Genomic DNA, 26268 nt, shown 5'->3' on the forward strand with positions numbered 1-26268 from the left:
CCCCCTTTCCGTACGTCATTGGAGTGACCGTGACAAGCCCTTACGACCATCAGCTCGACCCCGGCGGCGCGGCCGTACCACCACCGCAGTGCCCGGCCCACGCGCTCGGCAACGGCGGTATCGGTACCGGTGGGCTGCGCCGGTTGTACGGAGCCGAGGCCGAGAACGACCCGATGGGCCTGTACGAGAAGCTGCGCGCCGAGCACGGCCCGGTGGCGCCCGTGCTGCTGCACGGCGACGTACCGGCCTGGCTGGTGCTCGGCCACAGCGAGAACCTGTACATGACCCGGACCCCTTCCCTCTTCTCCCGCGACTCACGTCGCTGGCGGGCCCTGCAGGACGGCACCGCGCCCCCCGACCACCCGCTGGCGCCGGTCTTCACCTGGCAGCCGATCTGCTCCTTCGCCGACGGCGCCGACCACGAGCGGCTGCGCAGCGCCGTCACCGATGCCATCGCGCGCATCGACAGCCGCAGCACCCGCCGGTTCATCAACCGCTTCAGCAACCGGCTGGTGAACGACTTCTGCCAGGACGGCCGGGCCGACCTGGTCAGCCGGTTCGCCGAGCACCTGCCGATGATGGTGATGTGCCAGCTCATCGGTATGCCGGAGGCGTACAGCGAAGAACTGGTACAGGCGGCCCGCGACATGATCAAGGGCACCGAGACCGCCATCGCGAGCAACGCCTTCGTGATGTCCGCGATCACCCGGCTGGTGGCGGCACGGCGCACCGCGCCCCAGGACGATTTCGCCTCCCGCCTGATCGAGCACCCGGCCGGGCTCAGCGACGACGAGGTGGGTCAGCATCTGCGGCTGGTGCTCATCGCCGCCTACGAAACCACTGCCAACCTGATCGCCAACGTGCTCCGCATGGTGCTCACCGACCCCCGCTTCAGGGCCCAGCTCAGCGGCGGCCACATGACGGTGCCCGAGGCAGTGGAACAGACCCTCTGGGACGAACCCCCGTTCACCACGATCTTCGGCCGCTGGGCGGTCGGCGACACCGAACTCGGTGGCCAGCAGATCAAGGCCGGTGACGCACTCGTCGTCGGGATCGCCCCCGGCAACATCGACCCGGTGGTACGCCCCGATCCGCACGCCTCCATGCAGGGCAACCGCGCCCACCTGGCCTTCAGCGGTGGCGCCCACGAATGCCCGGGGCAGGACATCGGACGGGCCATGGCCGATGTGGGCGTCGACGCGCTGCTGATGCGACTGCCGGACGTGCAACTCGCCGTCGAGGAGCACGAGCTGCGCTGGACCAGCTCACTCATGTCCCGGCACCTGCGGGAGCTGCCGGTGAACTTCGCGCCGCGGCCGCCGCAGGACATCATGGTGGCACCGTCTCCGGCGGCGATGCCGGTCCCGCGTACCGACTGGGAGGTGACCACTCCCGCACCCGGTGGACCCGGTCCCCACGCCGCTCCGGCGCCGCAGCCGGCCCCTGCGGTCCAGGCACCGCCCCCGCCCACCGCGGCCCCGATCCCCGCACAGCGCAGGGGCTCGGCCCCCAGGCGGCTGTGGGGCGCGCTGACCAGCTGGTGGCGCGGCTACTGACGGGAGCTCAGGACGGGTGCCGGCGTGGGCGCCGGTGCGGCTGCCGGTGTCCGGACCGTTGCCCGGTCCTGCGGCGGCATCGCCGGCAGATTCGCGGGCGGCGGTACGGTGACGGTCGTCCGGGTGAGCAGCACCACCCCTCGGGCGGCCGCGACCGCGCCCACCAGGGAGAGCAGCACCCCGGTCGGGCCGCCCTGCAGGCGCTCGCCGAGCAGCGCCAGACCGATCGCCGACGCCGCGACCGGGTTGGCGAGCGTGACCATGGCGAGGGGTGCGCCGAGTCCGTCCCGGTAGGCGGTCTGGGAGAGCAGCAGTCCACCGACGGCGAAGGACGCGACCAGCAGGGCCACGACAGCGGTCCGCCAGTCGAGCAGCGGGCCCGTGGCGCGGTCGGTCACCGAGACGGTCACGGTCTGGGTGAGCGCCGACGCGATCCCCGAGACGATGCCGGACGCGGCGGCGAACCGCAGACCCGGTCGGCCGCCCGGCCGTCCCGCACGCCGGACCAGCCCGCACACCAGGGCCAGCGACACCACGGCGATCCCGAGCACGTCGGGCAGCGGGAGTGTCTCGTGCGGGGCGGAGCCGCCGGTGGTCAGCAGCAGGGCGCCGAGCCCCAGCAGGGTGAGCACCGTGCCGCGCCACTCGACCCGGGCGACCCGTCGCCCCGCGAGGCGGGCACCGAGCGGTACCGCCGCGACCAGGGTGAGCGCGCCGAGCGGTTGCACCAGAGTGAGCGAGCCGTACTTCAGCGCCGCCACATGCAGCAACGCCCCGGTGGCGTTGAGGCCGACCGACCACCACCAGGCGCTGCGGCCGAGCAACCGCAGCAGCCCGGCCTTCGGCCTGCGGGCGGCGAGACGTTCCTGCGCGACGGCGGCCGTGGCGTATCCGACGGCGGACAGCAGCGAGAGGCCGACGGCCAGAGCGGTCGCGTTCATCGGCGGGCTCCCCCGGCGGCGAGTTCACGGGCGGGTTCCCCGACGGGATCGACGGGCCGGTCGCCGGGCGCACCATCGGGTGGGCCGATCGGCGGGCCGGTGTGCGCACCAACTGCCACCCCGGCCGCCACCCGGTCGGGCCACCGGATGACGGCGAGCGCGAGCGCCAGCAGCACACCGGCCACGAGGGAGTCGAGCCAGTAGTGATTCGCGGTGCCCACGATCACCCCGAGGGTGACCAACGGGTGCAGCAGCCACAACCAGCGCCACCGCGAGCGGGTCGCGGCGATCAGGCCGATGGCGATCATCAGCGCCCAGCCGAAGTGCAGCGAGGGCATCGCCGCGAACTGGTTGGCCATCGAGTCGGTGGCGGGCGACGATCCGTAGACCGTCGGCCCGTACACCTGCCCGGTGTCCACCAGATGTGCCGCATGCAGCATCCGCGGCGGGGTCAGCGGGAGAAGCAGATGCAGTGCCAGCGCGGCGCCGGTCACCGCGGCGAGAACCCGCCGCGCCCACCGGTAGTGGCGGGGCCGGCGCCAGTACAGCCAGCCCAGGAAGAGGATGGTGGCCGGGAAGTGCACGGCCGCGTAATAGGTGTTCGCGATATGTATGAGCGTGTCGCTGTGCAGCAGCGCTCGCTGCACGGTGCCCTCGCCGGGCAGGTGCAGCGCCCGCTCGATGTTCCAGACGTCCCCGGCGTTGCGGTACGCCTCGGCGACATGGCCGTTCGCGATCTGCCGGCCGAGCTTGTACACGAGGAAGAGTCCGACGACGAGCAGCAGCTCACGGACGAGGGGCGGGCGGGCGGAAGCGTCCGGCTCGCATTCGGCAGGATCGGTTCGGGCATCCATCACCCGCGCCCCTTCACGTTGGTCGCAGTAGGTCCGTGCCGTGGTCGGACCGCGGCGCATCGAAACGAAAGTGTACCGATACGCCGACGTATCGGAACACCAGCGTATCGGTACGCTGGCGTATCGGTACACTGGATTTCCGATGTTGCTCGTCACACCGACGGTCACGCCGACGTTCACGCCGAAAGGGAGAGCTGATGCCGCCCCAGGACTCCGCGACAACGTCCTCGCGCTCCAAGATCACGCCGGAGCGCGAGCAGGAGTTCTACCAGGCAGTGCTGCAGCTTCTCCGGGAGAGCGGCTATGACGCACTGACGATGGAGGGCGTCGCATCGCGCTCCCGCTGCGGCAAATCCACTCTCTACCGGCAGTGGGGCAGCAAGCCCCAGCTGGTGGCCTGCGCCCTGCGCGGGACCCGTGGCGGAGCCCTCACCGCCATCGACACCGGCAACCTCTCAGATGATCTGCGCGAGGCCGCGAAGGCGCTGGGCGCACACTCGGGGCGCGACACCCCGCTGATGCATGCCATCAGTCACGCGGCTCTGCAGAACCGGGAACTGCTCGAAGCGCTCAGGGAGGGGCTCCTCGAGCCGGCCGCAGCAGCGATCGACGCCATGATCGCCCGAGCCGTGGCACGCGGCGAGGTGCCCGCCGGCCATCCGGCGCTGGAGTTCGTCGCAGCGCAGCTGATCGGGGCGCTGCGGGTGCGCCCCATGTTGGAGGGCGAGTACGTCGACGCGGACTACCTGGTCCGTTTCGTCGAGGGCGCGGTGCTCCCCGGCCTCGGACTGGCCAGGACCTGATGACCCGTCACCCCGATTGATACCTCAAGACCGGCGACCGTCGTCGCGTGGATGACGACGGCACGCCCGCGCCGCACCGTGGGGACGGGGGCGGCGCGCCCCGCCGCCCGGAGCCGGCCGACCCGCCGGCTCCGGGCGGCGACCTACCGGCCGCCGGGAAGGAACTCCGCGGCGCGGCCCCTCGTTGGCCCAGGGACTCGACCTCGCGCGAAGCTCCGGGTCCTCGCCGGACCGTACCGCGCACCACCGATGGGAGTGTCCGACGACCATGACATCCGAGACGTCCGCCAACCGAAAGGCCCTCGTCGTCCGCGGCGGCTGGGAGGGCCATCAGCCGGTGAAGACCACCGAACTCTTCATACCCTTCCTCCGCGACCGCGGATTCGACATCGATGTCAGCGAGACACTCGAGGTGTACACCGACGCCGAACGGCTGGCGGCCACCGACCTGGTCGTGCAGTGCTGGACGATGGGGGAGATCACCGGAAAGCAGAGCGAGGGGCTGGCCGCCGCCGTACGCGGCGGAACCGGACTGGCCGGCTGGCACGGCGGCATCGTCGATGCCTTCCGCGGCGATGTGGGCTACCACCAGCTGACCGGGGGTCAGTTCCTGATGCACCCGCCCGGCTTCGTCGATCACGAGATCAATCCGGTGCCGGATCGGTCCGACCACCCGGTGATCGCCGGGCTCGGTGACTTCCGGGTCGACACCGAGCAGTACTGGATGTCGACGGACCCGCTGGTCGACGTGCTGGCCACCAGCGTGTTTCCGGCAGGCGGCGAGCGCGACCGGGCCGTCACCATGCCCGCCGTCTGGACCAGGAACTGGGGCGCCGGCCGGGTGTTCGTCTCCACCATCGGGCACAAGCCGGACGACTTCGACGTGCCCGAGGTGCGCACCCTCACCGAGAGGGGGCTGCTGTGGGCGAGCCGCTGAGGATCGGTCTGGTCGGCGCGGGACGGATCAGCGGCGCCTATCTGGACACACTGGAACGCCTCGACCACGTACGGCTGACCACGGTCACCGACCTCGACGCCCGCCGCGCCAAGACCGCTGCCGCGCGGATACCGGGTGCCGAGGTCGTCGATTCGGCCGCCGAACTGGTCGCCAGGCCGGATGTCGACGTGGTACTCAACCTCACCGTCCCCGCGATGCACGCCGAGGTGGCCCTGGCCGCACTCGCCGCAGGCAAGCACGTGTACGGCGAGAAGCCGCTCGCCACGACCCGTGAAGAGGCCGACGCGGTCGTCGCCGCCGCGCAGGCCGCGGGGCTGCGGGTGGGCTGCGCGCCCGACACCGTACTCGGCACCGGCACCCAGACCGCACGCAAGGCCGTGGACGACGGGCTGATCGGCACACCCGTCGCCGCCACCGCCTTCATGACCACCGCCGGGCACGAACGCTGGCACCCGGACCCGGAGTTCTACTACCGGCCGGGCGGCGGCCCGCTGCTCGACATGGGTCCGTACTACCTGTCCGCCCTGGTGCACCTGCTCGGCCCGGTCGTCCGGGTCACCGGGGCGGCGTCCCGGCCGCGTCACGAGCGGCGGATCGGCAGCGGGCCGCGCGCCGGGGCACGCTTTCCGGTGGAGGTGGACACCCATGTCACCGGCGTGCTGGAGCATACGGGCGGCGCGCTCACCACTCTCGTCATGAGCTTCGACATCCAGGCGGCGCGACTGCCGCGCATCGAGGTGCACGGGACCGAGGGCTCCCTCTCGGTCCCCGACCCCAATAATTTCGAGGGGCCGGTGGAACTGCACGGCCCAGGTGCGGAGTGGGAGACGCTGCCGGTATCGGCGGGCCTTGCGGGGGCCGGGCGCGGCACCGGGCTCGCCGATCTGGCGGAGGCGCTGGCCGACGGCAGGCCGCACCGGGCATCGGCCGAGCTCTCCCGGCACGTCCTCGATGTGATGCTCACCCTGCTCGACTCCGCGGACCGGGGCTCCGCACTGCTCGTCGCGAGCAGTTGCGCCCGTCCCGAAGCCGTGCCCCTGCGGTGAACCGGCCCCTGGTACGGGTGCAGCCGCCGGCATAGGGGGAGGGACGTCGCGCCCCGTGTTCCATCGCGTTCTAGGATCGGTCGATGGTCACGGGGAACGAGCACGATGCAATCGGCGCGCACAGGCCCGGCGGGCGCAGCGGCGCGGTGAAGAACGCCAAGATGAAAGATGTGGCCGCGCTCGCGGGGGTGTCGCCGAAGACCGTCTCCAATGTCATCAACGGCTTTGTGCATGTCACACCGGGCACCCGCGAGCGGGTCGAGCGGGCCATCCGAACCCTGGGCTACCGTCCCAATGTCAGCGCCCGCAATCTCCGCCGCGGCCGCACCGGGATGATCGGTCTGGTCCTGCCGGAACTGAACATCCCGTACTTCACCGAGCTGGCCGAGCAGTTCCTCGCCGTCGCCGAGGAACACGGCAGGACCCTGCTCATCGAGCAGACCCTGGGTGACCGCGCCCGGGAGGCGGCGGTGATCGACGGCCTCGGAGACCAGGTCGTCGACGGGATCGTGCTGAGCCCGCTGGGACTGCACGGCCAAGCGCTCGCCGGGCGGGTCGACGCGATGCCGCTGGTGCTCATCGGGGAGCGCCCCAGCGGCGGACTCACCGACCATGTGGCGATCGACAATGTGTCCGCCGCTCGGGAGGCCGTGGCCCACCTCATCGCGGGCGGCCGCCGGCGGATCGCGGCCATCGGTGCCCAGCTCGAACCCGACGTCGGCACCCCGCTGTTGCGGATGGCCGGATACCACCAGGCGCTGTGCGACGCCGGGTTGCCCGTCGACGCACGCCTGGAGATCGAGACGGCCCGCTACCACCTGGCGGACGGCGCCCGGGCGATGCGCACGCTGCTGGACGCGGGCGACCCGCCCGACGCGGTGTTCTGCTTCAACGACGCGCTGGCTCTCGGGGCGCTGCGCGCCCTGTACGAGCGGCGGGTGCGGGTACCTCAGGACATCGCGGTCATGGGCTTCGACGATGTGGACGCCGGCCGTTACGCGATCCCCAGCCTGAGCAGCGTCGCCCCGGACAAGGCGGCCGTCGCCCGGCAGGCGGTCCAGCTGTTGCTGGACCGCATCGAAGCGCCGGACACCGCCGCGCGCGAGATCGTGATCGGGCATCAGCTGCGGGTCCGGGAGAGCTCGGCGATCACCCGCTGACTCAGGACGCCACGGCCGGCTCCGGCTGCAGATCGAGCTGGTACTCGATGGTCTGGTGCGTCGGCGCGTAGCCCAGTGCGTCGTTGACGGCCCGCATCGGTCCGTTGCTGTCGGCGGTGTCGGTGAGCAGGCCGCCCAGCTGCGGGTGGCGCTCACGGGCCCGGCGGATCGCCTCGGCCTTCATCCAGTGGCCGAGGCCGCGGCCACGGTGCTCGGGCAGTACGCCGGTGCCGTAGTGCTGTCCGTCGCCCCTGCCGTCACCGGGGACGACCAGTTCGGTGAAGCCCGCGATCGAATCGTCCGACTCGTCGACGGCCACCACGGTGTGCAGCAGTTCGCCGCGTTTCCGCACCACTTCCGCCGCCTCCCTGACCCGTTGCTCGTCCCAGGTGAACACGCCGTAGTCGGTGTCGTCCATCGGCATGTCGTCCATCGCCCGGCGGGATGCCGTGAAGGTGGCCGCCCACACGTCGGGGACGGTGCCGTCCCAGGACACCAGCCGATAGCCGGGGTGCGGTTGGCGGGTGATCACGGTGATCGCCGCGGGGTCGACGTCCGCGAGCGGCAGCCGGGCGTAGGTCAGCGTCAGCACCTTGCGGAAGCCGTGCCCGGACAGGAACGCGTCACCCGCGGACCCGGTCCCGGTCTGCGCGATGACGGAACGCCGGCCGTCCTCGCGTGCGGCGGTGACCGCCGCCGCGAGCAGCAGCGACCCTGCGCCCCGGCGGCGTTCGGCGGGGTGGACCTGGAGTTCCAGTTCGGCCAGGTGGTCCCGCCCCGGGGTGGTGAACAGCCGCAGGAACGCCGAACCGGCCGGGTTCCCATCGGTATCGGAGACCAGCCATGCGAGGCGGTGACTGGATGAGTTGCGCTCGGGGTCGGTCAGCGCGGTGATGTGCAGCGGCAAGATGGCTCCATCGGGAGGCGGCGGACGGCCCGGCGAAGTTAGTCGGCCGCCGGGCCCGCGTGCAACCGGATATCGGGGCTACTGACCGCCGAGTCCGGTCGTCGCCACCGACTTCACGATCTGCCGCTGGAAGAGCATGAAGACGATCAGCAACGGGATCCCCGCCAGGATCGAGGCCGCGGACGTCTGCGCGTACATCAGGCCGGAGGAGTCCTTGATCGTCGAGAGGCCCACCGGCAGCGTCATCAGGCCGGGGTCGCTGGTGCTGATGAACGGCCAGAGGAAGTTGTTCCAGGTGGTGATGAAGACGAAGATCGCAACCGCCGCCAGGATCGGCCGGGACAGCGGCAGCACCACACTGGCGAACACCCGCCAGCTCCCTGCCCCGTCGATACGGGCCGCCTCCTCCGGTTCGCGCGGCACGGAATCGAAGAACTTCTTGAGGATGTACACCATCGCGGGCGCCACTACCTGGGGGAGGATCACTGCCGCATAGGTGTCGACCAGATTCATCGACAGCATCTGCCGGAACAGCGGCACGATCAGGATCTGCGGCGGAACCATGATCGAGGCCAGCGTCACCGCGAAGAACACCCGTCGTCCGCGGAAGAGCGTACGGGAGAAGGCGTACGCGGCCATGGCGGACACCAGCACGGTCAGCGCCGTCACCGCGGCGGCGATCAGCAGGCTGTTCAGTGCCCAGACCGGGATGTTGCCCTGATCGAAGATCTTCCGGTACGCGTCCAGGTTGAAGCCGCCGCCGGGGAACCAGCCGCTGTCCGTGCTGGCGTCGACCTCGGTCTTCAGCGAGGTGTCGACGGTCCAGGCGAACGGCAGCAACCAGGCGGCTGACATCACGATGAGCGCCAGCGACGACAGCACACGGGCGGCCGGCCCGGTGCCCAGGGTGGGATGCCAGCCCTGGCTGCCACCGGCGCGGCGGCGGGCGACCTCGCGCGGCATGGGGCTTCGCGGTCGCTTCCCGCTCGTGGGTGCGAGTGTGTCCGGTGCCATGACCCGTCAGTCCTCCCTGCGCGAAAAGATCTTGAGTTGGGCGATCGAGAGGATGACGACGATCGCGAAGAAGACGTAGGACACCGCTGACGCGTAGCCCAGGCGGTAGTTGGCGAATCCGGTGTCGTAGATGTACTCGAGGATCGGCTTGGTGGAGTTGTTCGGGCCGCCCTTGGTGAGCAGATAGATCTGGTCGAAGACCTTCAGCGAGGCCAGTACCTGCAGCACCGCGATCAGTGCGGTCGTCCGGCGCAGCTGGGGAAGAGTGATCGACCACAGCCTGCGCCAGGCGCCGGCCCCGTCGATCGCCGCTGCTTCGTAGAGATGGTCCGGAACGGCCTGGAGCGCCGCCAGATACAGCAGGAAGTTGAAGCCCACCGTCCACCAGAGCGTGAGCAGCGCTATCGACCACATCGCGTACTTATCGTCGACCAGCCAGCCGATCCCGTCGATGCCCACCGCCCTGAGCATCGAGTTGAAGAGTCCGAGGTCCGGCTGGAACAGCAGGGACCACACCTGGGTGACCACCGCCACCGGCAGCAGATACGGCGCGAAGAACGACAGCCGCCATACCCACTGGCCCGGCATGCCGGTGTGTACGAGCAGTGCCATCACCAGCGCCACCACGACGAGCGGTACCGAGGTCAGCACGGTGAACCAGACGGTGTTGCCGAGACTCGTCCACACCTCCGGATCGGTCAGCGCCTCGGCGTAGTTGTCGAGTCCGGCGAAGGTGCCGTCACCGTGTCCGGTCAGGCTGGAGTCGGTGAAGCTCATCCACAGCCCGTAGCCGATCGGTACGACCAGGAAGAGCACGAAGAAGGCCAGGAAGGGAAGGGCGAACGGCCAGCCGGAGGGGCCGGTGGCGCCGCGGCGGGACCGGCCGGCCGGGCCGGACCGTGCGGTGGCGCGCAGGGGGATGCGCAGCGAACTCATGGCAATCGCTCCTTGTCGCGCGCGGTCAGGCCGGATTCGGCTTGGACAGCAGGTTGTTGATCTCGGAGACCATCTTCTTCACGGCCTTCTCCGGGGCCGCGCCGGAGATCAGCGTCAGTTGCAGGGCCTGGCACATCCGGTTCTGGAAATCGGACCCGGAACCGGTGAACCACGCCTGCGGGTCGAGCGCCGGATGGTTCGCCGCCGCCGCGTACTCGTGCTGCGGGTGCAGTTGCCCGTATGCCTTCGACGCGGTGACCGGCAGATAGGCCGGGATATGGCCGCCGCCCGCCCAGGCCAGACTCGATCTGAGCAGTTCGGCGGCGAACCGGTGCGCGTGCCGCCGCTTCGCCGGGTCCACGTGGCTCTGCCGGGGCAGCACCAGCGAGTGGCTGTCGGCCGCCCCCGCCGGTTTGTCGAAGATGGTCGGGAAGGGTGCGGCGCCGAGCTGGTCCTTCTTCGCGGTACGGAAGGTGTTGAGGTCCCATTCGCCGTTGAAGATCAGCGGGGACTGTCCGTTGGCGAAGTCGGCGATGGCGGTGGGGAGATCCATGGTGCGGCAGTCGGGGCGGATGACTCGCGCCATGAAGCGCACCACCTCGACCGAGCGGTCGATGTCGATGTCGGCGCGTGCGCCGGTGAGGTCGAAGACGCCACCGGTCTGGCTGAACAGGGTCCAGAACAGCCGCCACGCGTTGGCGCCGTCATTGACATGCCCGAACACCGGGCCGAGTTTGCCGTTGTCCTTGCGGAGCTTTTCGGCAGCTTCCAGGTAATGGGCGGGCGACTCGAACGGCAGTGGCTGCCCGTCGCTCTTCAGCAGGCCGGACTTATCCATCATGTCGTGGTCGTAGAACATGATGAAGGGATGCGTGTCGAGCGGGACGGCGAACGGTTTCCCCTCGTACTGACAGCGCTTGAGCACCGTCGGGTTGATGTCCTCGCGCCGCACCCCGAACTCGGCCAGCAGATCCATGTCCCAGGGATCGAGCAGACCGCCGGGAGCGTAACCGGGCAGCCGGGTGAGGTGCATGACGGCGATGTCGGGGGCCCGCCCGCCGACCGAGGCCATCGCGAGCTTGGTGTAGTAGGGCGCTCCCCAGTCGAGAACCGTGGTGTTGACCTTCAGACCGGGCACCCGGCCCTCGATCTTCCGGGTCATGTCCTTCATCAGGTTGCCGTCCGGACCCGAGAAGAGATTCCAGTACTCGATCTCGCCGGCGCTCGCCACGCTCCCGGCCACCGAACCGCAGGCGCCGATCGCCGGCAGCAGCGCACCCGCGCCGGCCCCGCGCAGCAGCGCGCGCCGCGACAGCGGGCTCATCGCTGCGGCTCCTCGTACACCGCGGGCCGCTGCTGGGCCGCGCGCAGCCGTCCGGTGTCCAGCTTGGCGGTGCGGTCGAAGTGGTAGACGCCGTTCTGCTCCTGGAAGACGTCGGTGAGCTGGGTGTAGCAGTAGCCGAACATGTCCGGGTCGTCGAGCAGGACCCCGGTCAGCCCGGCGAAGCGCTGCTGGAACTCCTCCTCGGTGCGCGGGCGCTGCCCGTACCCCCAGGAGGTCCCGCGGTCGTCGCCCGAAGAGGCCGCCGCCTCCGCGGGATTCCACCAGATCCCGCCGAACTCACTGCAGAAGTAGGGCTGTCCGCGGTACGGCAGTGACCAGGCCGGCGCGTCCGGCCCCCGGTCCTGCGGATTGACGAACGGCTCGTTCTTCTCCAGACCGGCCATCTGAGCCCGGAACGCCGCCGGGTCCTGTTCGTAGTTGTGCGAGTCGTAGACGTCCGTCTCCGCCACCCGGTGCGCATAGCCGGACGCGTCGATCACCGGCCTGGAGCTGTCGGCCGCCTTGGTGGCCAGGAACATCGCACGGGTGACCTCGTCCAGCACGGTGGGCCGGTCGCGCAGCTCCTGGTGGGTCTCGTTGAGCGGGCACCAGCCGACGATGGAGGGTGCGAGTAGTCGCGCTCCACGGCTTCGAGCCACTGCGCGGTGTACCCGGCGGTCGGCTGCTGGTTGTCCCCGGTGGTCCGCCCCTCGCTGCATCCCCAGTCGCCGAACTCGCCCCACACGAGGTACCCGAGCCGGTCGGCGTGATGCAGGAACCGCTCCTCGAAGACCTTCTGGTGCAGCCGTGCGCCATTGAATCCGGCGGCCATCGACAGCTCGATGTCCCGTACCAGCGCGGTGTCGTCCGGGGCGGTCATCAGCCCGTCCGGGTACCAGCCCTGGTCGAGGACCAGGCGCTGGAAGAGCGGACGCCCGTTGAGCAGCAGCCGCTTGCCGTCCACCGCGACCGAGCGCAGCCCCGCGCTACAGACCGCCGAGTCGATCACGGTGCCTGCCGCGTCCCGCAGTTCGAGGTGCACGGAGTAGAGGTGCGGATCCTCGGGGGACCACGGACGGCGCCGGCTCTCCGGCACGGTCAGGACGATCCGGGGTGCCAGGTCGAGATCGGCCGGGACCGAGGCCTCGACGGCGGTGCCGTCGGCGTCCGTGAGCCGTGCGCCGATGCGGTGGCCGGGACGGTTCGCCGTGAGCGGGAGCTCCAGATGGAAGCTGCCCGAGCCCAGGTCCGGAGTGATGCGGGGCCGGCGGAGGTGTGTCGCGGCGACCGGCTCCATCCAGACCGTCTGCCAGATCCCGGTCGTCCGGGTGTAGTGACAGGCGCTGTTGGCGTACTCGACCGACTGCTTGCCGCGCGCCTGCGGCCCGTGCCGCGCGTCCCGGGCCCGCACGACGATCACCGCTTCGCCATTCCGCTGCGCCGCGAGATCACCCGGTTCCACGGTGAAGGAAGTGAAGCCGCCGCTGTGCCGCCCGGCCTCGGTGCCGTTGACCCAGACGGTCGCGTCATGGTCGACGGCCCCGAAGTGCAGCAGCACGTTGCGTCCGGCCCAGCCGGCGGGCACCTGGACCGTACGGCGGTACCAGACGGCGGCGTGGAAATCCGTGTCGCCGATGCCCGAGAGCGCGGACTCCGGGCAGAAGGGCACCTGGATCTCGCGGTCCAGCTCCGCGTGGACCAACCCGCGCTCCAGCCCGCTGTCGCCCGGGTCGAAGGCGAACTGCCAGGTGCCGTTGAGATTCAGCCACTCCTGACGGACGAAACCGGGGCGGGGATACTCGGGTCGCGGGACTCCGTTCGGCGATCCGGACAGGGGGGCGGCGTAAGACAGGGACATCGCGTCTCCGGTGCGGGAGGGGTGAGTGGTCACATGTCAGCACTGGATTACATCGATGTAAAGAGCTGCGCGCGGCCGATTCCGCCCAAGCGGCGGACTGCGGGCACAATGCCGGTCATGTCCCGACGTACTTCCCGGCCGCGCCGGGTTCAGCAGCCCCCGCACCCACGGCAGGACCGGGGCCACCGCCCGGTCACCGCGGAAGCGCCGTGCCCGTGCGGCCTGCCCGCCCCCTACGGCGAGTGCTGCGGACGCTTCCATGCCGGGCGGGCCGCCGCACCCACGGCCGAAGCGCTGATGCGCTCCCGTTTCAGCGCCTTCGCCGTCGGGGACGCGGCCTACCTGCTGCGCAGCTGGCATCCGGGCACCCGGCCGCCCCGCGTCGAGTTCGATCCGGAACAGCACTGGCAGCGGCTGGAGATCCTCGAAACCACCGAGGGCAGCGCCTTCCACACCAGGGGTACGGTCACCTTCCGCGCCCACTACACCTACCGGGGCGAGCCCGGAGAACTCGAAGAGCGCAGCACCTTCGAGCGCCACGACGGTGCCTGGGTCTACGTGGACGGCATCAGCGGATGAGGTCACCGGTCGCGGCGCTATGAGTGAGCGCGAGCGGTCGTGACCTGCCAGCGGGAGACGGCTTCGGTCGCGATGGCGGCCGCGGTCGCCCGCGCCGTGCCCGGATCGACAAGGCCCGCGACCGCGCGCCTCGCATGCGGGGCCAGCCGGTCGGCGCCCTCGTTGAGCGGATGACCGTCATGGCCGCGCACCCAGCGGAGCAGTACCGGCGGGCGCGTCGCCAGCTGGTGGCGGATGGCGTGCAGGGTGCCGTGGACCCGGGCGCTGCGGGCCTCCGGGTCACGCCAGGGCCCGCCGGGCCGGGCCGGCAAAAGGCTGTTGACCAGCCGGATGGCGGCCCGGCTGTCGCACAGCACCGTGAGGTCATGGGTGGTCGGCGCGCCCTTCAACAGTTCGTGAATGCCGTGCAGTTCGGCCTCGAGCGGCTCGGTGCACCGGGCGTGCCCGAAACCGAAGGTGCCGTCCTCCGCCAGCCACGCCCAGCTGCCCCGGCGGGTGTGGGAGGCATGCGAACCGTCGCTGGCCGCGGTCAGCGTCAGCCGGGCCCCCGTGGCATCCCTCAGGATCCGGCGTACGGTCTGCTCGGCCCGGTTGTGCAGCAGGCTGCCGCCGATCACGCTGCGCGGCGCACAGACCGTCAGATAGGGGAGGCGGGGGCCGAGTTCGCCCAGCGCCAGGGCGAGCTTCTGATCGTCGCAGAGCAGCGCGACCGGGCGCGCCTGCACGGCAGGCGGGCGCAGCAGCAGCACTTCCACTGCGGCGAGCAGCGCCTGGGCGTGCGTCGTGCCGCGCGGACAGACGGCTTCAGCGCTCCAACCGGGGTGCTCGACGAGCGCCCAGGCACGGCGCCCGGAGCGTTTGGCGACGACGAGTGCGGTCAGCGAGGGTGCGGTCACTGCAGACCTCCGGTCCGGTACGGACACGAATGCGTGCTGTCTTCCCTGACGTACGAGCGGCCTCCCGGGTTCCCGAGGAGAAGCCGAGGGCCGTCGTCGCACCAGCCGTGTGAAGCTCCGCTGCGACCCCGCTTAAGAAATCCTCGATGGACTTGAGCGGCCACCGCTCGGCAGATTGGGGCTGTCCGCGCACCACCACGCACACCACCGTCACGCCGGGAGCCGCCGCGATGAAGGCCCTTGTCAAGCAGCACGCCGAGCCGGGGCTGTGGCTCATGGACGTACCCGAGCCGCGGACCGGCCCCGGAGATGTGCTGATCAAGGTGGCCCGCACCGGCATCTGCGGCACCGACCTGCACATCCGCTCCTGGGACGGCTGGGCCCAGCAGACCATCAGCACCCCGCTGGTCCTGGGACACGAGTTCGTCGGCGAGGTCGCCGCCGTCGGCGCCGATGTCACCGGGATCGCGGTCGGCGACCTGGTCAGCGGTGAGGGACACCTGGTCTGCGGAAAGTGCCGCAACTGTCTGGCCGGACGCCGGCACCTGTGCCGCTCCACGGTCGGGCTCGGGGTGGGCCGCGACGGCGCGTTCGCCGAGTACGTGGCGCTGCCCGCCTCGAACGTCTGGGTGCACCGGGCGAAGGTCGACCCGGACGTCGCCGCGATCTTCGATCCATTCGGCAACGCGGTGCACACCGCGCTCTCCTTCCCGCTGGTCGGCGAGGACGTACTGATCACCGGCGCCGGCCCGATCGGGATCATGGCGGCCGCAGTCGCCCAGCACGCGGGCGCGCGCAACGTGGTGATCACCGATGTGAGTCCGTACCGCCTCGAACTGGCACGCAAGGCGGGCGCCACCCTCGCGCTCAACGTCGCCGAGCAGCCCATCGCCGAGGCCCAGCGCCGTCTCGGCCTCAAGGAGGGCTTCGACATCGGCCTGGAGATGTCCGGCCGGCCGGAGGCCATGCGCGACATGGTGGACAACATGACCCACGGCGGCCGGATCGCCATGCTGGGCCTGCCCGCCGAGGAGTTCGCCGTCGACTGGGCGAAGATCGTCACCTCGATGATCACCGTCAAGGGCATCTACGGGCGGGAGATGTTCGAGACCTGGTACGCGATGACGGTGCTGCTCGAAGGCGGTCTGGACCTCACGCCGGTGATCACCGGCAAGTACGCGTACCAGGACTTCGACGCCGCTTTCGACGAAGCCGCCGGCGGGCACTGCGGCAAGATCATCCTCGACTGGACGGCCTGACCTCTCCCCCTGCCATAGGAGCCCCGATGTACGAGTCCGTCCGTGACGAGCTGCGCACCACCCTCGACGAGATCCGCGACGCCGGTCTCTTCAAGCCGGAGCGCGTCATCTCCACCCCGCAGAGCGCCTCCGTCGGCGTGGCCTCCCGCGAGGTGCTGAACTTCTGCGCCAACAACTACCTCGGCCTCGCCGACCACCCGGAGGTCGTCGCCGCGGCCAAGGACGCCCTGGACCGCTGGGGCTACGGCATGGCCTCCGTCCGCTTCATCTGCGGCACCCAGGACGTCCACAAGGAGCTCGAGCAGCGCCTGGCCGCCTTCCTCGGCCAGCAGGACACGATCCTCTATTCCTCCTGCTTCGACGCCAACGGCGGCGTATTCGAGACCCTGCTGGGCGACGGGGACGCGGTCATCTCCGACGCGCTCAACCACGCGTCGATCATCGACGGCATCCGCCTCTCCAAGGCCCGCCGTTACCGCTACGCCAACCGCGACATGGCCGACCTGGAGCGGCAGCTGAAGGAAGCCACCGAGGCCGGCGCCCGCCGTCGGCTGATCGTCACCGACGGCGTCTTCTCCATGGACGGTTACGTCGCCCCGCTCGGCGAGATCTGCGATCTGGCGGACCGCTACGACGCGATGGTCATGGTCGACGACTCGCACGCCGTCGGCTTCGTCGGCCCCGGCGGCCGCGGAACCCCCGAACTGCACGGCGTCATGGACCGGGTGGACATCATCACCGGCACCCTCGGCAAGGCGCTCGGCGGCGCGTCCGGCGGCTATGTCGCCGCCCGCGCCGAGATCGTCGCCCTGCTGCGTCAGCGCTCGCGCCCGTACCTCTTCTCGAACTCGCTCGCACCGGTGATCGCCGCCGCCTCCCTCAAAGTGCTCGACCTCATCGAGTCCGCGGCCGACCTGCGGCAGCGGCTGGAAGCGAACACCCGGCTCTTCCGCACCGGGATGACCGAGGCCGGCTTCGAGATCCTGCCGGGCGACCACGCCATCGCCCCCGTGATGATCGGCGACGCGGCCGAGGCGGGACGGATGGCGGAGCTGCTCCTGGAGCGCGGGGTCTATGTGATCGGCTTCTCCTATCCGGTGGTCCCGATGGGCCGGGCCCGTATCCGTGTCCAGCTCTCCGCCGCGCACTCCACGGCCGACGTGCAGCGGGCCGTGGCGGCCTTCATCGACGCACGGGCGACAATGGCAGCGTGATCGACCCTCGCCGTCTGCGCATTCTGCGGGCCGTGGCGGACCACCGGACGGTGACCGCGGCGGCCGCAGCGCTCTATCTGACCCCCTCGGCCGTCTCCCAGCAGCTCGCCGCGCTGGAGCAGGAGACCGGGCACTCCCTGCTGACCCGCAGCGGCAGGGGCGTCCGGCTGACCGCTGCCGGTGAGATCCTCCTCACCCACGCCCACGCCGTGCTCGCCCAGCTGGAACGCGCCGAGTCCGAGCTCGCGGACTACGCCGGCGGCGCCGCCGGCGAGGTCACCGTGGCCGCCTTCGCGACGGGCATCGCAGAGGTGCTGGCCCCCGCCATCCGGGACCTCGCGGACCGCAGCCCGGGCATCCGGGTACGGGTCAGGGACTCCGAGGGCGATGAGAGTCTGACCCTGGTGCTGGACGGCGAAGCCGACCTGGCGCTGGCCGTCGAGTACCGGGGGGCGCCGCGCGAGGACGATGTGCGGCTGGCCAGGGTGCCGCTGTACGCGGAGCCCTTCGACGCCGTACTTCCCGGAGGGCACCCGCTGGGCCAGGGCCCGCACCTGGCGCTCGCCGACCTCGCGGCCGACGACTGGATCGGCCCCTACCCCGGCAATCCCTGCCACGACGTGGTGCTGCTCGCCTGCGAACAGGCGGGTTTCGAACCGCGCCTGGTGCACTCGTCGGACGATTTCCGGGCGGTCGTGGCCCTCGCCGGGGCGGGCGCCGGAGTCGCCCTGGTGCCGAGATCGGCGCTGCGCGGCATGGAGCTGAAGGACACCGTGGTGCGTCCGGTGGAGGGCCCGGCTGCGACGCGGCGGGTGTTCGCCGCTGTACGCCGCGGGGCCGAGCGGCATCCGCTGATCCGTCCGGTGCTCGACGCGCTCGCCGGGTCGGCGGCCGGACTTCCCACCGGTTGAGGTGACCCGTCACGCGGGGGTTCGCGCACCGTTCAGCGGCTGCGGACCGTCTGCAGTCCGCGGTACACGCCGTCGCCGACGATGAGCTCCTCATGGGTGCCGATCTCGGCGATCCGGCCGGACTCCATGACGACGATGCGGTCGGCTCCCCGGATCGTGGAGAGCCGGTGGGCGACGACGAACACCGGGCGCCGGGCGCCGGGCGGCGCAGGCGGGGAAACCGATTTCTGCATGGAGCAAGCCAAGCCCGTGGCCGCGCGATGAACAACCGACTTCGCGGCCGGTCCCACCCCGTGGACCTGCCGGGGGAGGGCGGCACACAGGACGGCGCGGACACCGCCGGGGCGTCCGCGCCGTCGTTCGTGCGGGGAGATCAGAGCGCCGGGTAGGCGTTCTTCAGGAGCTGCTGGAACTGCGCGGAGAACCAGTGGCCCGCCAGTGGTGCGTTGGGCAGCGCGCCGGACATGCTGTTGCCGTTGCGTGCGTTACCGGTGTACGTCGGGTCGCACATCCGGTCGAAGCCCTTGCCCTCGTCGTTGTCGATGGCAGAGCTCGCACCGTCGGACTCACCCGGCGGCTTGACCCACACATAGGCGTCGATACCGGCGGCGGGAGCCGCCTGCGGCCGTTCACCGATGCCGGCACCCGACTGGTTGCACCAGTTCCCGAGGTGGATGCGCTTGTCGGTGCGGCTGCCGTCGACGTACCCGTCCAGGGTGGTCTTGGCGGCCGGCCCGGTGGGACGGGCGGATCCGCCCCAGCCGTTGCGGGAGGTGTCGATCAGCGCGCCGATCTTGCTGTCGAAGCCGACGCTCACCATCTCGGTGCGGAAGGCCTGGGCGAACGACTGCTCGTCGACATAACGGTTCCAGTCGACCCACTTGGACTGACGCACCGAGGTGCCGTTCACCGCGTCGCTGATGGTGAAGTACGGCTCCGTGGTGGCACCGTAGTTGGCGGTGTTGGCGATGATGCCCTGGACATCGGCGACCGTGGCGCCCGACGAAGTGGCCGCCTGGTGCAGTACCTGGGCGGTGGCGTTGAAGTTGTCGTCCCAGCCGATCCAGCCGTGGTGGCCGACATCGAGGTAGTTGTAGACGTTCCCGACGGCGCCCAGCTTGTTCAGGGCGTAACCGACTCCGGTGATGTAGTTGCCGTTCGCCTTCATGGTGTCGCACTGGGGAGTGCCGGTCGGGCGGTCGCTGGTGTTGGTCACCAGGTTGGGCAGCGAGTCGGGCTCGATGGTCGTGACGATCCGCAGGTCGGCGTACGCCGGGTCCTTGAGGATGGTGGCGATCGGGTCGATGTACTCGCTCTCGTATCGGCTGATCTCGGTCGGGCCGAGCTCACCGTTGGAGGCGAGCGCCGCACAGTCCCGGCCGGGCAGATCGTAGATCACGAGCTGGACGACGAACGGTTTGCCGGCCGCCTGCTTCACCGCCGCGTCGAGGTGGTCGCGCAGGCCCATGCCGCCGTTCACGCCGTTGATCGCGGCGATGCGGTCCAGCCAGACCGCCGTCGGCTGGCTGGATATCTTCGTGCCGCCCGGCTCGGCCGCCGCGAGCGCCGACCACTCGGGGTTCACGTAGACCCCGGCCCCCGCATAGGGGTTGTCGACCAGATCACCCGTGGCGGGCGGATCGGTGGGCGGGTCGGTGGGTGGCTCGGTCGGCGGGTCCGTGGGGTCGGTCGCGCCGTTGCAGGTGGTGCCGTTGACGGCGTACGAGGTCGGCGCGGCGTTGGAGCCGCTGTAGGCGAACTGGGCGCCCGCACTGGCCGTCGCGCCCGCGGCGATCGACTTGTTCCAGTCGGTCCCCTTCACGGTGACGGTCGAACCCGACTGCGACCAGGCGGCGTTCCACCCGTTGGTCAGCTTCTGGTTGCCGGTGTAGGAGTAGGTCAGTGTCCAGCTGTCGAGCGCTGCCGAACCGACGTTGGCCACCGAGACGTTCGCGGTGAACCCGGAGCCCCAGTCGTTGGTGGTGTAGGTGACATTGCAGGCCACGGACGCGGCATGGGCGGTGCCGCTCATACCGGTGGCGGTGGCCAGGCCCGCGGCCACCATGGCGGCTGCGGACAGTAAGGCCGTACGCGTACGGCGGGGTGGTGCAGTGGTGCGGCTCATCGAAGGGAGACCTCTCATCCGAGGGAGCGCAGGTGATCGCGCAGTCCGGTGCCGTAAGGGGTGGGAGTGCCGTCGTAACTACTGATCAGCGAAGGGCCGGTGGAGCAGTCCCAGGTGTTCCAGGTCCAGCCCAGGTACGAGGCGTCGTGCGCGTCGAGCCAGGACATGACCTGGTCGACATAACCGTGCGAGCAGGTGTTCTCGCCGATCTCACCTGCTACGAACGGAACTTTGGCGATCACCGGTGCCAGCTGCTCGTTCCAGCAGCTCGCCGATGAACAGGTGTTGAAGTTGTACGAGTGCCAGGCGGCGGCGATGTTGCCCGCCGGGTCGGTGGGCTCGTGGGAGAGCCATTGCCGCAGGTCGTTGGAGTAGGCGATGCCGCCGGCCAGGATGAGGTTCTGGGCGCCCGTCCCGCGTACCGCGTCCACCAGGTCCTGCATGCCGGCGACCTCGTAGGTGATGCCGGGACAGGTCCCGCCGTCCCGCCAGCAGGCCCACGCCTGGTCGAGCGTGGTGGTGGCGCGGTCCGGATAGGGCTCGTTGAACAGGTCGAACGCCACCGCGGGGTCGTTCTTGAAGGTGCCGGCCACCGACTTCCAGAAGGACGGGCTGTACTGCGCGTCCGGCATCGGCTTCTGGCAGCTCGCATGGACATCGGAGCAACCGGACGAATTCCCGGTGTACTCACCGTAGGACCAGTGCAGCTCGACCAGCGGGGTGATCCCGTGCGCCTCCAGACGGGCGACGTACTCCTTGACCGCGTTGATGTAGTTGGTGCCCGCGTAGGCGGGGTCGATGTTGGCGGCGCCGAGCCAGCACTCCTCGTTCAGCGGAACACGGACGGTGTTCACCTTCCAGCCGGCGATGGCCGCGACGGAGGCGTCGTCGACTGGCCCGTCGAAGATGCCGCGTCCCTGGACACACATGAACTCGGCGCCGGAGCGGTTGACCCCGTACAGATGGCGTTCGGTGCCGTTCGCGTCCACCAGCTTGTTGCCGGACGCGTGCAGCACGGGCACCTTCCCCGGGTCGGCCGGCGGCTGCGACGGGCCGGTGGGGCCGGTGCTCGGGCTGGGGGAGCCGCCCGGGTCCTGGTCGCAGGTGACGCCGTTCAGGGCGAAGGTGGTGGGTGCCGGGTTCGAACCCGTGTAGGAGGCGATGAATCCGGCATCGATACTGCCGCCCGACGCCAGCTTGCCGTTCCAGCTCTCGTTGGAGGCGGTGACGGTTCTGCCCGACTGGGACCATGCGGCGTTCCAGCCCTGGGTCACTTTCTGGGTGCCGGGAAAGTCGAACGTCAGCGACCAACTCGTGGTGGCGGCGCCGTTGTTGACGATCTTCACGCTGCCCTGGAACCCGGTGTCCCAGGGGTTGGCGACCGTGTATTCGACCGAGCAGGCGGGGACGGCCCCGGACGCGGTGAGCGGCGGAAGCAGGAGGGCGGCCGCTGCGACGGCGAAAGCGCCGGCGGCAGCGATGACAGGCAATCGTGGTGGGCTCATGGAGCGCGTCCTCACAGTCCGTCATGCGACATATGCGTCACATGTCATGAGTGGAAGCGCTCCCACTGGTTGCCGGGGAGATTAACCACAACTGTCTGTCCATGACAAGACGACGGACCAACTCGGCGTGGAAGGAACCTCGCCGGGGTGTATCCGACGCCGCCTCTTGACAGCACTGCCATGTCCCCGTCACTTTGGGAGCGCTCCCACTGGTTCAGGAGTTGTTCTGGCCGTATCTGTCCCTTTGCGGTCCCACCGAGAGGAACACGTGCCGCGTATCCGACTACTGCGAACTGCGCGAAGGCCGGCCGGGCGGTAACGCCGCACCCGGGTTAAAGCCGCCGGGATGTCCTTCGACTCTCGAACGCGAAGGGCGCGCGGCTCCGGCACGGGCGTTGCGTGTCGACCGTCCGATCGCGAGCGTCGCCAGCAGCGATGCCGCCGACCCCACGGTGAGCAGCACCGGCACCGCGCGCATACCTGACGTCTCAATGCCCTTGCCCAGCAGGGGTGGCGCCGCGACTCCACCGATCATCGACGCGGCGATCACCCAGGCACCCGCCCGCCGGGCGTGGGGCAGCGCCCGGTTCAGCCACGGCAGACCGGTCGGGAAGACCGGCGCGATGAAGAGCCCGACGCCGGCGTAGGCGTACGGGGCGGCGCCCGGAATCAGCGCCAGCAGCAGACAGGCCGTCATCCCTGCGGCGCAGACCGTGAGAATGCGCTCGGCGGAGTGGCGGAGGGTCAGCGGTACGACCAGGAAGCGGCCGACCGTCATCATCAACCAGTAGGCGGAGGTGGCGGAGGCCGCGATCGTGGCCGGATAGCCGATGGACTCGAGATGCGACGGTTCCCAGCCACCGACACCGGCCTCCACGGCGACGTTCAGGATGTACAGGGCCAGAAATCCGACCAGCACCCGGGAGAACAGCCGGGGGCGGGCGGTTTCGGCCGCGCCGCCCGGCGCGGGTTCCGCCGTACCGACGCTGCTGGTGCAGAGGATCAGCGAGGCCGCCAGCACGGCGCAGGCGCCGAAAGCGTACGGATAGCCGTCCGGGCCGAGCGCCGCGATCAACGCCGGACCGAGCACCGCGCCGATGCCGAAGTGGGCGTTGAGGACGTTCAGCATCGCCGTGGAACGGTCACCGAACCCGACGGCGAACAGCTGGTTGAGGCCGTAGTCGATCCCGCCGAAGCCGAGCCCGCCCAGAATGGCCGCTGACAGGGCGAGCGGCCAGCCCGGAGACAACGCGAAGCCGAGGCTGCCGACGGCCATCAGCGCGTAACCGGCTCCCAGCAGCAGCCGGTTGCTGATGCGGGAGTGCACCGCGTTGAAGACGAGTACCCCGGCCACCCCGCCGGTGAAGTGCAGGGAGAGGCCGAGGCCCGCCGCCGAGGGAGAGGCCGTACTCGGTGCGCAGGCCGGGCACGGCGGGCCCGTACAGCGCCTGGAGCATGCCGATGAGCACGAAGGCCACGCAGGAGGCGACCGCCGCCGGACGGCTGAAGAGCCGTCCGGCGGCGCGTGGCGTCGTGTGCGGTGGTACCCGCCGCGTCTCGGGGTGTGTCAACGGACTCCCGGTGCGGTCGGCTCGGAGAAGGTGAAGGAGAACTCCGCCGGAGCCGCGAGGAGTTGATGCTGCGGGAGCACCCCGGGGCCGCAGGACTGCGAACCGATGCCCTGTTGGGCGTGGTCGAGGTTGACCCAGAGGCGTCCGTCGGGGACGAGATCCGTCAGGTGGTCCGCCGCGTCGAGATGCTCGGTCGTCCAGCGCCGGGCGGTGAACCAGAACTGCGGATCGCCCGCCACCCGGAGACCGCCGACCTCGGCCCAGCGGACGTCTGCCCGGGCGCCGTTCTCCTGCGGCCGGACGTACGGCGTCTGGAGATCGGTGACCGAAGCACTCCACCGGCCGATCCTGGAGGCCGCCCGGGTGTCCGGATACGCCTCGCCGGGGCCGCCACCGAACCAGCTGACCGCATCGGCGGCGCCGGGCACCGCGAAGCGGATGCCGAGCCGGGGGAGCGGCACCTGCCAGTCGCCCTCGGGCGCGACCGAGACGGTCAGCCGCAGCCGGCTGTCGTCGGCGGTCCACCGGTAGGCCGTCACCAGCCCCAGGTCCCGTGCGGCCGGACCCACCCGGGTCCGTACGGTCAGCCCGGTGTCCGTCAGCTCCACCGCGTCCAGCCGGTGGCGCATCCGGTCCAGGCCGTACTTCCGCCAGAGCGTGCCGTAGCGGATGTCCGTCTGCCAGGCCGCTCCGTCGTCGTTGTCGGTGGGCGCCCGCCAGACGTCCAGCCGCAGCTGCTCGATGCCGATCCGGCCGATCGCCCGTAGTTCACCGGTGCGGGCGTCGAAGGAGGCCGGGCCGAGGCTGATCCGCTGCTCGCCACGGTGCGGCCGGCACCCGGCGGCCACCGGCACGGGCGGCGCGGCCAGGTCCGGCAGTTGCCCCCAGGCGACCTCGTGCCGTGTGCCGTCGGCGAGCAGCGCCCGCACGGTCCACTGCGACTCGGCGTCCGCTCGGTCGACCGGCGGAGCCGGGAGCTTCAGCTCGGCGTGCTCGCCCGGCAGCAGCGCCGGCACATCGAGCAGTCCCTCCCCGGCCGTCTCGCCGTCCACCTGATAGGACCACGCGAAGTCCAGGTGGGACAGATCGGTGAAGTCGTACTGGTTGGTGACGCGGACCGTACCGGCCCGGCCGGAGCCTTCGATCCGCACCGGCTCGATGACCTTCTTGTACTCGATGAGGCCGGGCGACGGGGTGCGGTCGGGGAAGAGCAGCCCGTCGCAGACGAAGTTGCCGTCGTGCAGCTCCTCGCCGAAGTCGCCTCCGTAGGCGTAGCCGAGCGTCGGATGGGCCAGGCCGTGGTCGATCCACTCCCAGATGAAACCGCCCTGGTTGCGCGAGTACGCCTCGAAGAGCTGCTGGTACTCGGTGAGGCCGCCCGGGCCGTTGCCCATGGCGTGCCCGTACTCGCAGAGAATGAAGGGCAGTCGCCGCCGCTCGCGGGGACCGTCCTGGTCCGCGTGGCGGCCGATGGTGTCGACCTCGGCGTGCGAGGCGTACATCCGGGAGTACATGTCGGTGTCGGCGCAGGACGGGTCGCCCTCGTAGTGGATCAGGCGATCGGGGTCCCGGTCACGGATCCACCCGGCCATCGCGGTGAGACCGCGCCCGACCCCGCATTCGTTGCCCAGGGACCAGATGACGACGGAGGGGTGGTTCTTGTCGCGCTCGACCATCCGGGCCGCGCGGTCCAGCAGGGCCGGCGTCCACCGCTCGTCGTCGACCGGGTTGTCCCGCCACTCCTGCTCGACGAAACCGTGGGTCTCCAGATCGCACTCGTCGATCACCCAGAGGCCGAACTCGTCGCACAGTTCCAGAAAGGCGGGGTGTGGCGGGTAGTGGCTGGTGCGTACGGCGTTGATGTTGTGCTGCTTCATCAGCAGCACATCGGCGCGCATGGTCTCCCGGTCCACGGTTCGGCCGGTCTCCGGATGGAACTCATGACGGTTGACCCCGCGGAAGAGGATCCGCCGTCCGTTGACCTTGATGACGCCGTCCTCGACGAGGACCGTGCGGAACCCGATGCGCAGCGGTATCCGCTCACCGCCGGTGGCCAGCTCGGCCTCGTACAGCACGGGGGTCTCGGCGGTCCACGCCTCGACCGGTACGGTCACCGAGGCCCCGGTGGCCAGGTCGAGCCCGAGCCCCGGCACGGTCACCCGGCCCGGCACCGTGCTGTCGACCCGCAGGGTGCCCTCGCCGGTGCGGTGGTCGTATCCGGCATGGACGAAGAAGTCCCCGGCCGCGCCCTCCGGTCGGTGCAGCAGGGTGACGTCCCGGAAGATGCCCGGCAGCCACCACTGGTCCTGGTCCTCCAGGTAGGAGCCCGACGACCACTGGTGGACCCGCACCGCCAGCACATTGCGCGCGGGCCGCAGCAGCGCGCCGACCGCGAACTCGTGCGGCAGTCTGCTGCCCTTGAACTCACCGAGCTCCACGCCGTTCAGCCAGACCCGGGCGCAGGACTCCACTCCGTCGAAGCGCAGCACGGTGTCGCCGGCCGCCGGCCACTGCTGCGGCAGATCGAAGGTGCGCAGGTGGTCACCGGTCGGATTCTCGGTGGGCACCCGCGGCGGGTCCACCGGGAAGGGATAGAGATGATTCGTGTAGATCGGCGAGCCGTGGCCCTGCAGGACCCAGTGGCCGGGGACGGCGATCTTCTCCCAGGCCTCCGCGTCGTATCCCCGCGCGGCGAACGACGTGTCCTCGGCGTCGGCGGTCGGGGACAGCCGGAATCGCCAACTGCCGTTCAGCGACAGGGTGGCGGCATCGGAGCCCGGGTACTGGGCGCGCGGCGGCAGCGCGCCGCTGCCGGGTGCCACATCTTCGACGTACGTGGTGCTCATCGGTC

Annotated in this window: 20 protein-coding genes and 2 pseudogenes; 9 read left to right on the plus strand and 13 right to left on the minus strand. The window is 70.5% G+C overall.

Going from position 1 to position 26268, the window contains the following annotated elements; all coding sequences use genetic code 11:
* Positions 1–29: 29 nt before the first annotated feature.
* On the plus strand, positions 30–1556 hold the full coding sequence (locus AB0M87_RS21345) for a cytochrome P450 (RefSeq protein ID WP_365855161.1): 1527 nt from the start codon (positions 30–32) through the stop codon (positions 1554–1556).
* Here AB0M87_RS21345 and AB0M87_RS21350 read toward each other — a convergent pair.
* Both AB0M87_RS21350 and AB0M87_RS21355 read right to left on the minus strand, forming a co-directional pair.
* Positions 1550–2497: a DMT family transporter gene (locus tag AB0M87_RS21350; RefSeq protein ID WP_365855163.1), complete on the minus strand. Its 948-nt coding sequence runs from the start codon at positions 2495–2497 to the stop codon at positions 1550–1552. The genes AB0M87_RS21345 and AB0M87_RS21350 overlap by 7 nt on opposite strands.
* Positions 2494–3351 (minus strand): phosphatase PAP2 family protein, encoded by an 858-nt coding sequence (locus AB0M87_RS21355; protein ID WP_365855165.1) that lies wholly within the window; start codon positions 3349–3351, stop codon positions 2494–2496. The genes AB0M87_RS21350 and AB0M87_RS21355 overlap by 4 nt, the downstream gene beginning before the upstream one ends.
* 197 nt (positions 3352–3548) lie before the next feature.
* Between AB0M87_RS21355 and AB0M87_RS21360 the strand changes: the two genes are divergently transcribed.
* The 4 genes from AB0M87_RS21360 (at position 3549) to AB0M87_RS21375 (ending at position 7318) form a co-directional block, all read left to right on the plus strand.
* Positions 3549–4154, plus strand: coding sequence for a TetR/AcrR family transcriptional regulator (locus tag AB0M87_RS21360; RefSeq protein ID WP_365855167.1), 606 nt, complete (start codon positions 3549–3551; stop codon positions 4152–4154).
* A 268-nt stretch (positions 4155–4422) separates the two neighbouring features.
* Positions 4423–5091, plus strand: coding sequence for a ThuA domain-containing protein (locus AB0M87_RS21365; protein WP_365855169.1), 669 nt, complete (start codon positions 4423–4425; stop codon positions 5089–5091).
* Entirely contained in the window at positions 5076–6158 is a 1083-nt protein-coding gene (locus tag AB0M87_RS21370; protein WP_365855171.1) for a Gfo/Idh/MocA family oxidoreductase, read from the plus strand. The genes AB0M87_RS21365 and AB0M87_RS21370 overlap by 16 nt, the downstream gene beginning before the upstream one ends.
* Positions 6159–6241: 83 nt before the next feature.
* Positions 6242–7318 carry a LacI family DNA-binding transcriptional regulator gene (locus AB0M87_RS21375; RefSeq protein ID WP_365855173.1) on the plus strand — a complete coding sequence of 359 codons (1077 nt, stop codon included), beginning with the start codon at positions 6242–6244 and terminating at the stop codon, positions 7316–7318.
* A gap of 1 nt (position 7319) precedes the next feature.
* On the opposite strand, the gene AB0M87_RS21380 is transcribed toward AB0M87_RS21375, so the two are convergent.
* From AB0M87_RS21380 to AB0M87_RS21400, 5 genes and pseudogenes are all read right to left on the minus strand, one after another.
* The gene (locus AB0M87_RS21380; protein WP_365855175.1) at positions 7320–8225 is read right to left on the minus strand and encodes a GNAT family N-acetyltransferase; all 906 of its coding nucleotides are present in this window, start codon (positions 8223–8225) and stop codon (positions 7320–7322) included.
* Positions 8226–8303: 78 nt separating this feature from the next.
* On the minus strand, positions 8304–9239 hold the full coding sequence (locus AB0M87_RS21385; RefSeq protein ID WP_365855177.1) for a carbohydrate ABC transporter permease: 936 nt from the start codon (positions 9237–9239) through the stop codon (positions 8304–8306).
* Between the two features lie 6 nt (positions 9240–9245).
* A complete protein-coding gene (locus AB0M87_RS21390; RefSeq protein WP_365855179.1) occupies positions 9246–10175 on the minus strand; it encodes a sugar ABC transporter permease in 930 nt (309 codons plus the stop codon).
* A 25-nt stretch (positions 10176–10200) separates the two neighbouring features.
* A complete protein-coding gene (locus AB0M87_RS21395; RefSeq protein ID WP_365855181.1) occupies positions 10201–11499 on the minus strand; it encodes an extracellular solute-binding protein in 1299 nt (432 codons plus the stop codon).
* Positions 11496–13357 (minus strand): annotated as a pseudogene (locus tag AB0M87_RS21400) (sugar-binding domain-containing protein). Before AB0M87_RS21400 ends, AB0M87_RS21395 begins: the two are co-directional and overlap by 4 nt.
* 117 nt (positions 13358–13474) lie before the next feature.
* Here AB0M87_RS21400 and AB0M87_RS21405 point away from each other — a divergent pair.
* On the plus strand, positions 13475–13936 hold the full coding sequence (locus AB0M87_RS21405) for a YchJ family metal-binding protein (protein ID WP_365855183.1): 462 nt from the start codon (positions 13475–13477) through the stop codon (positions 13934–13936).
* A 17-nt stretch (positions 13937–13953) separates the two neighbouring features.
* Here the strand turns inward: AB0M87_RS21405 and AB0M87_RS21410 are convergent, their stop codons facing one another.
* Positions 13954–14832: an RNase H family protein gene (locus AB0M87_RS21410; protein WP_365855185.1), complete on the minus strand. Its 879-nt coding sequence runs from the start codon at positions 14830–14832 to the stop codon at positions 13954–13956.
* Positions 14833–15062: 230 nt separating this feature from the next.
* Between AB0M87_RS21410 and tdh the strand changes: the two genes are divergently transcribed.
* The 3 genes from tdh to AB0M87_RS21425 are packed head-to-tail and all read left to right on the plus strand — an operon-like array spanning position 15063 to position 18216.
* On the plus strand, positions 15063–16091 hold the full coding sequence (gene tdh, locus AB0M87_RS21415) for an L-threonine 3-dehydrogenase (protein ID WP_365855416.1): 1029 nt from the start codon (positions 15063–15065) through the stop codon (positions 16089–16091).
* A 26-nt stretch (positions 16092–16117) separates the two neighbouring features.
* Complete coding sequence (locus AB0M87_RS21420) at positions 16118–17305, plus strand: glycine C-acetyltransferase (RefSeq protein ID WP_365855187.1); 1188 nt, start codon at positions 16118–16120, stop codon at positions 17303–17305.
* The gene (locus AB0M87_RS21425; RefSeq protein WP_365855189.1) at positions 17302–18216 is read left to right on the plus strand and encodes a LysR family transcriptional regulator; all 915 of its coding nucleotides are present in this window, start codon (positions 17302–17304) and stop codon (positions 18214–18216) included. Before AB0M87_RS21420 ends, AB0M87_RS21425 begins: the two co-directional genes overlap by 4 nt.
* Positions 18217–18248: 32 nt before the next feature.
* Here the strand turns inward: AB0M87_RS21425 and AB0M87_RS21430 are convergent, their stop codons facing one another.
* The 5 genes and pseudogenes from AB0M87_RS21430 to AB0M87_RS21450 form a co-directional block, all read right to left on the minus strand.
* On the minus strand, positions 18249–18449 hold the full coding sequence (locus AB0M87_RS21430) for a hypothetical protein (RefSeq protein ID WP_365855433.1): 201 nt from the start codon (positions 18447–18449) through the stop codon (positions 18249–18251).
* A gap of 140 nt (positions 18450–18589) precedes the next feature.
* Positions 18590–20341: a glycoside hydrolase family 6 protein gene (locus AB0M87_RS21435; protein ID WP_365855191.1), complete on the minus strand. Its 1752-nt coding sequence runs from the start codon at positions 20339–20341 to the stop codon at positions 18590–18592.
* A gap of 14 nt (positions 20342–20355) precedes the next feature.
* Positions 20356–21846, minus strand: a complete 1491-nt coding sequence (locus tag AB0M87_RS21440) for a cellulose binding domain-containing protein (RefSeq protein WP_365855193.1) — start codon at positions 21844–21846, stop codon at positions 20356–20358.
* Positions 21847–22129: 283 nt separating this feature from the next.
* Positions 22130–23303, minus strand: a pseudogene (locus AB0M87_RS21445) (MFS transporter).
* 110 nt (positions 23304–23413) lie between these two features.
* Positions 23414–26263 carry a glycoside hydrolase family 2 TIM barrel-domain containing protein gene (locus tag AB0M87_RS21450; protein WP_365855195.1) on the minus strand — a complete coding sequence of 950 codons (2850 nt, stop codon included), beginning with the start codon at positions 26261–26263 and terminating at the stop codon, positions 23414–23416.
* Positions 26264–26268 lie beyond the last annotated feature (5 nt).

The organism is Streptomyces sp. NPDC051320 (assembly GCF_040682175.1).
Classification (GTDB): Bacteria; Actinomycetota; Actinomycetes; order Streptomycetales; family Streptomycetaceae; genus Streptomyces.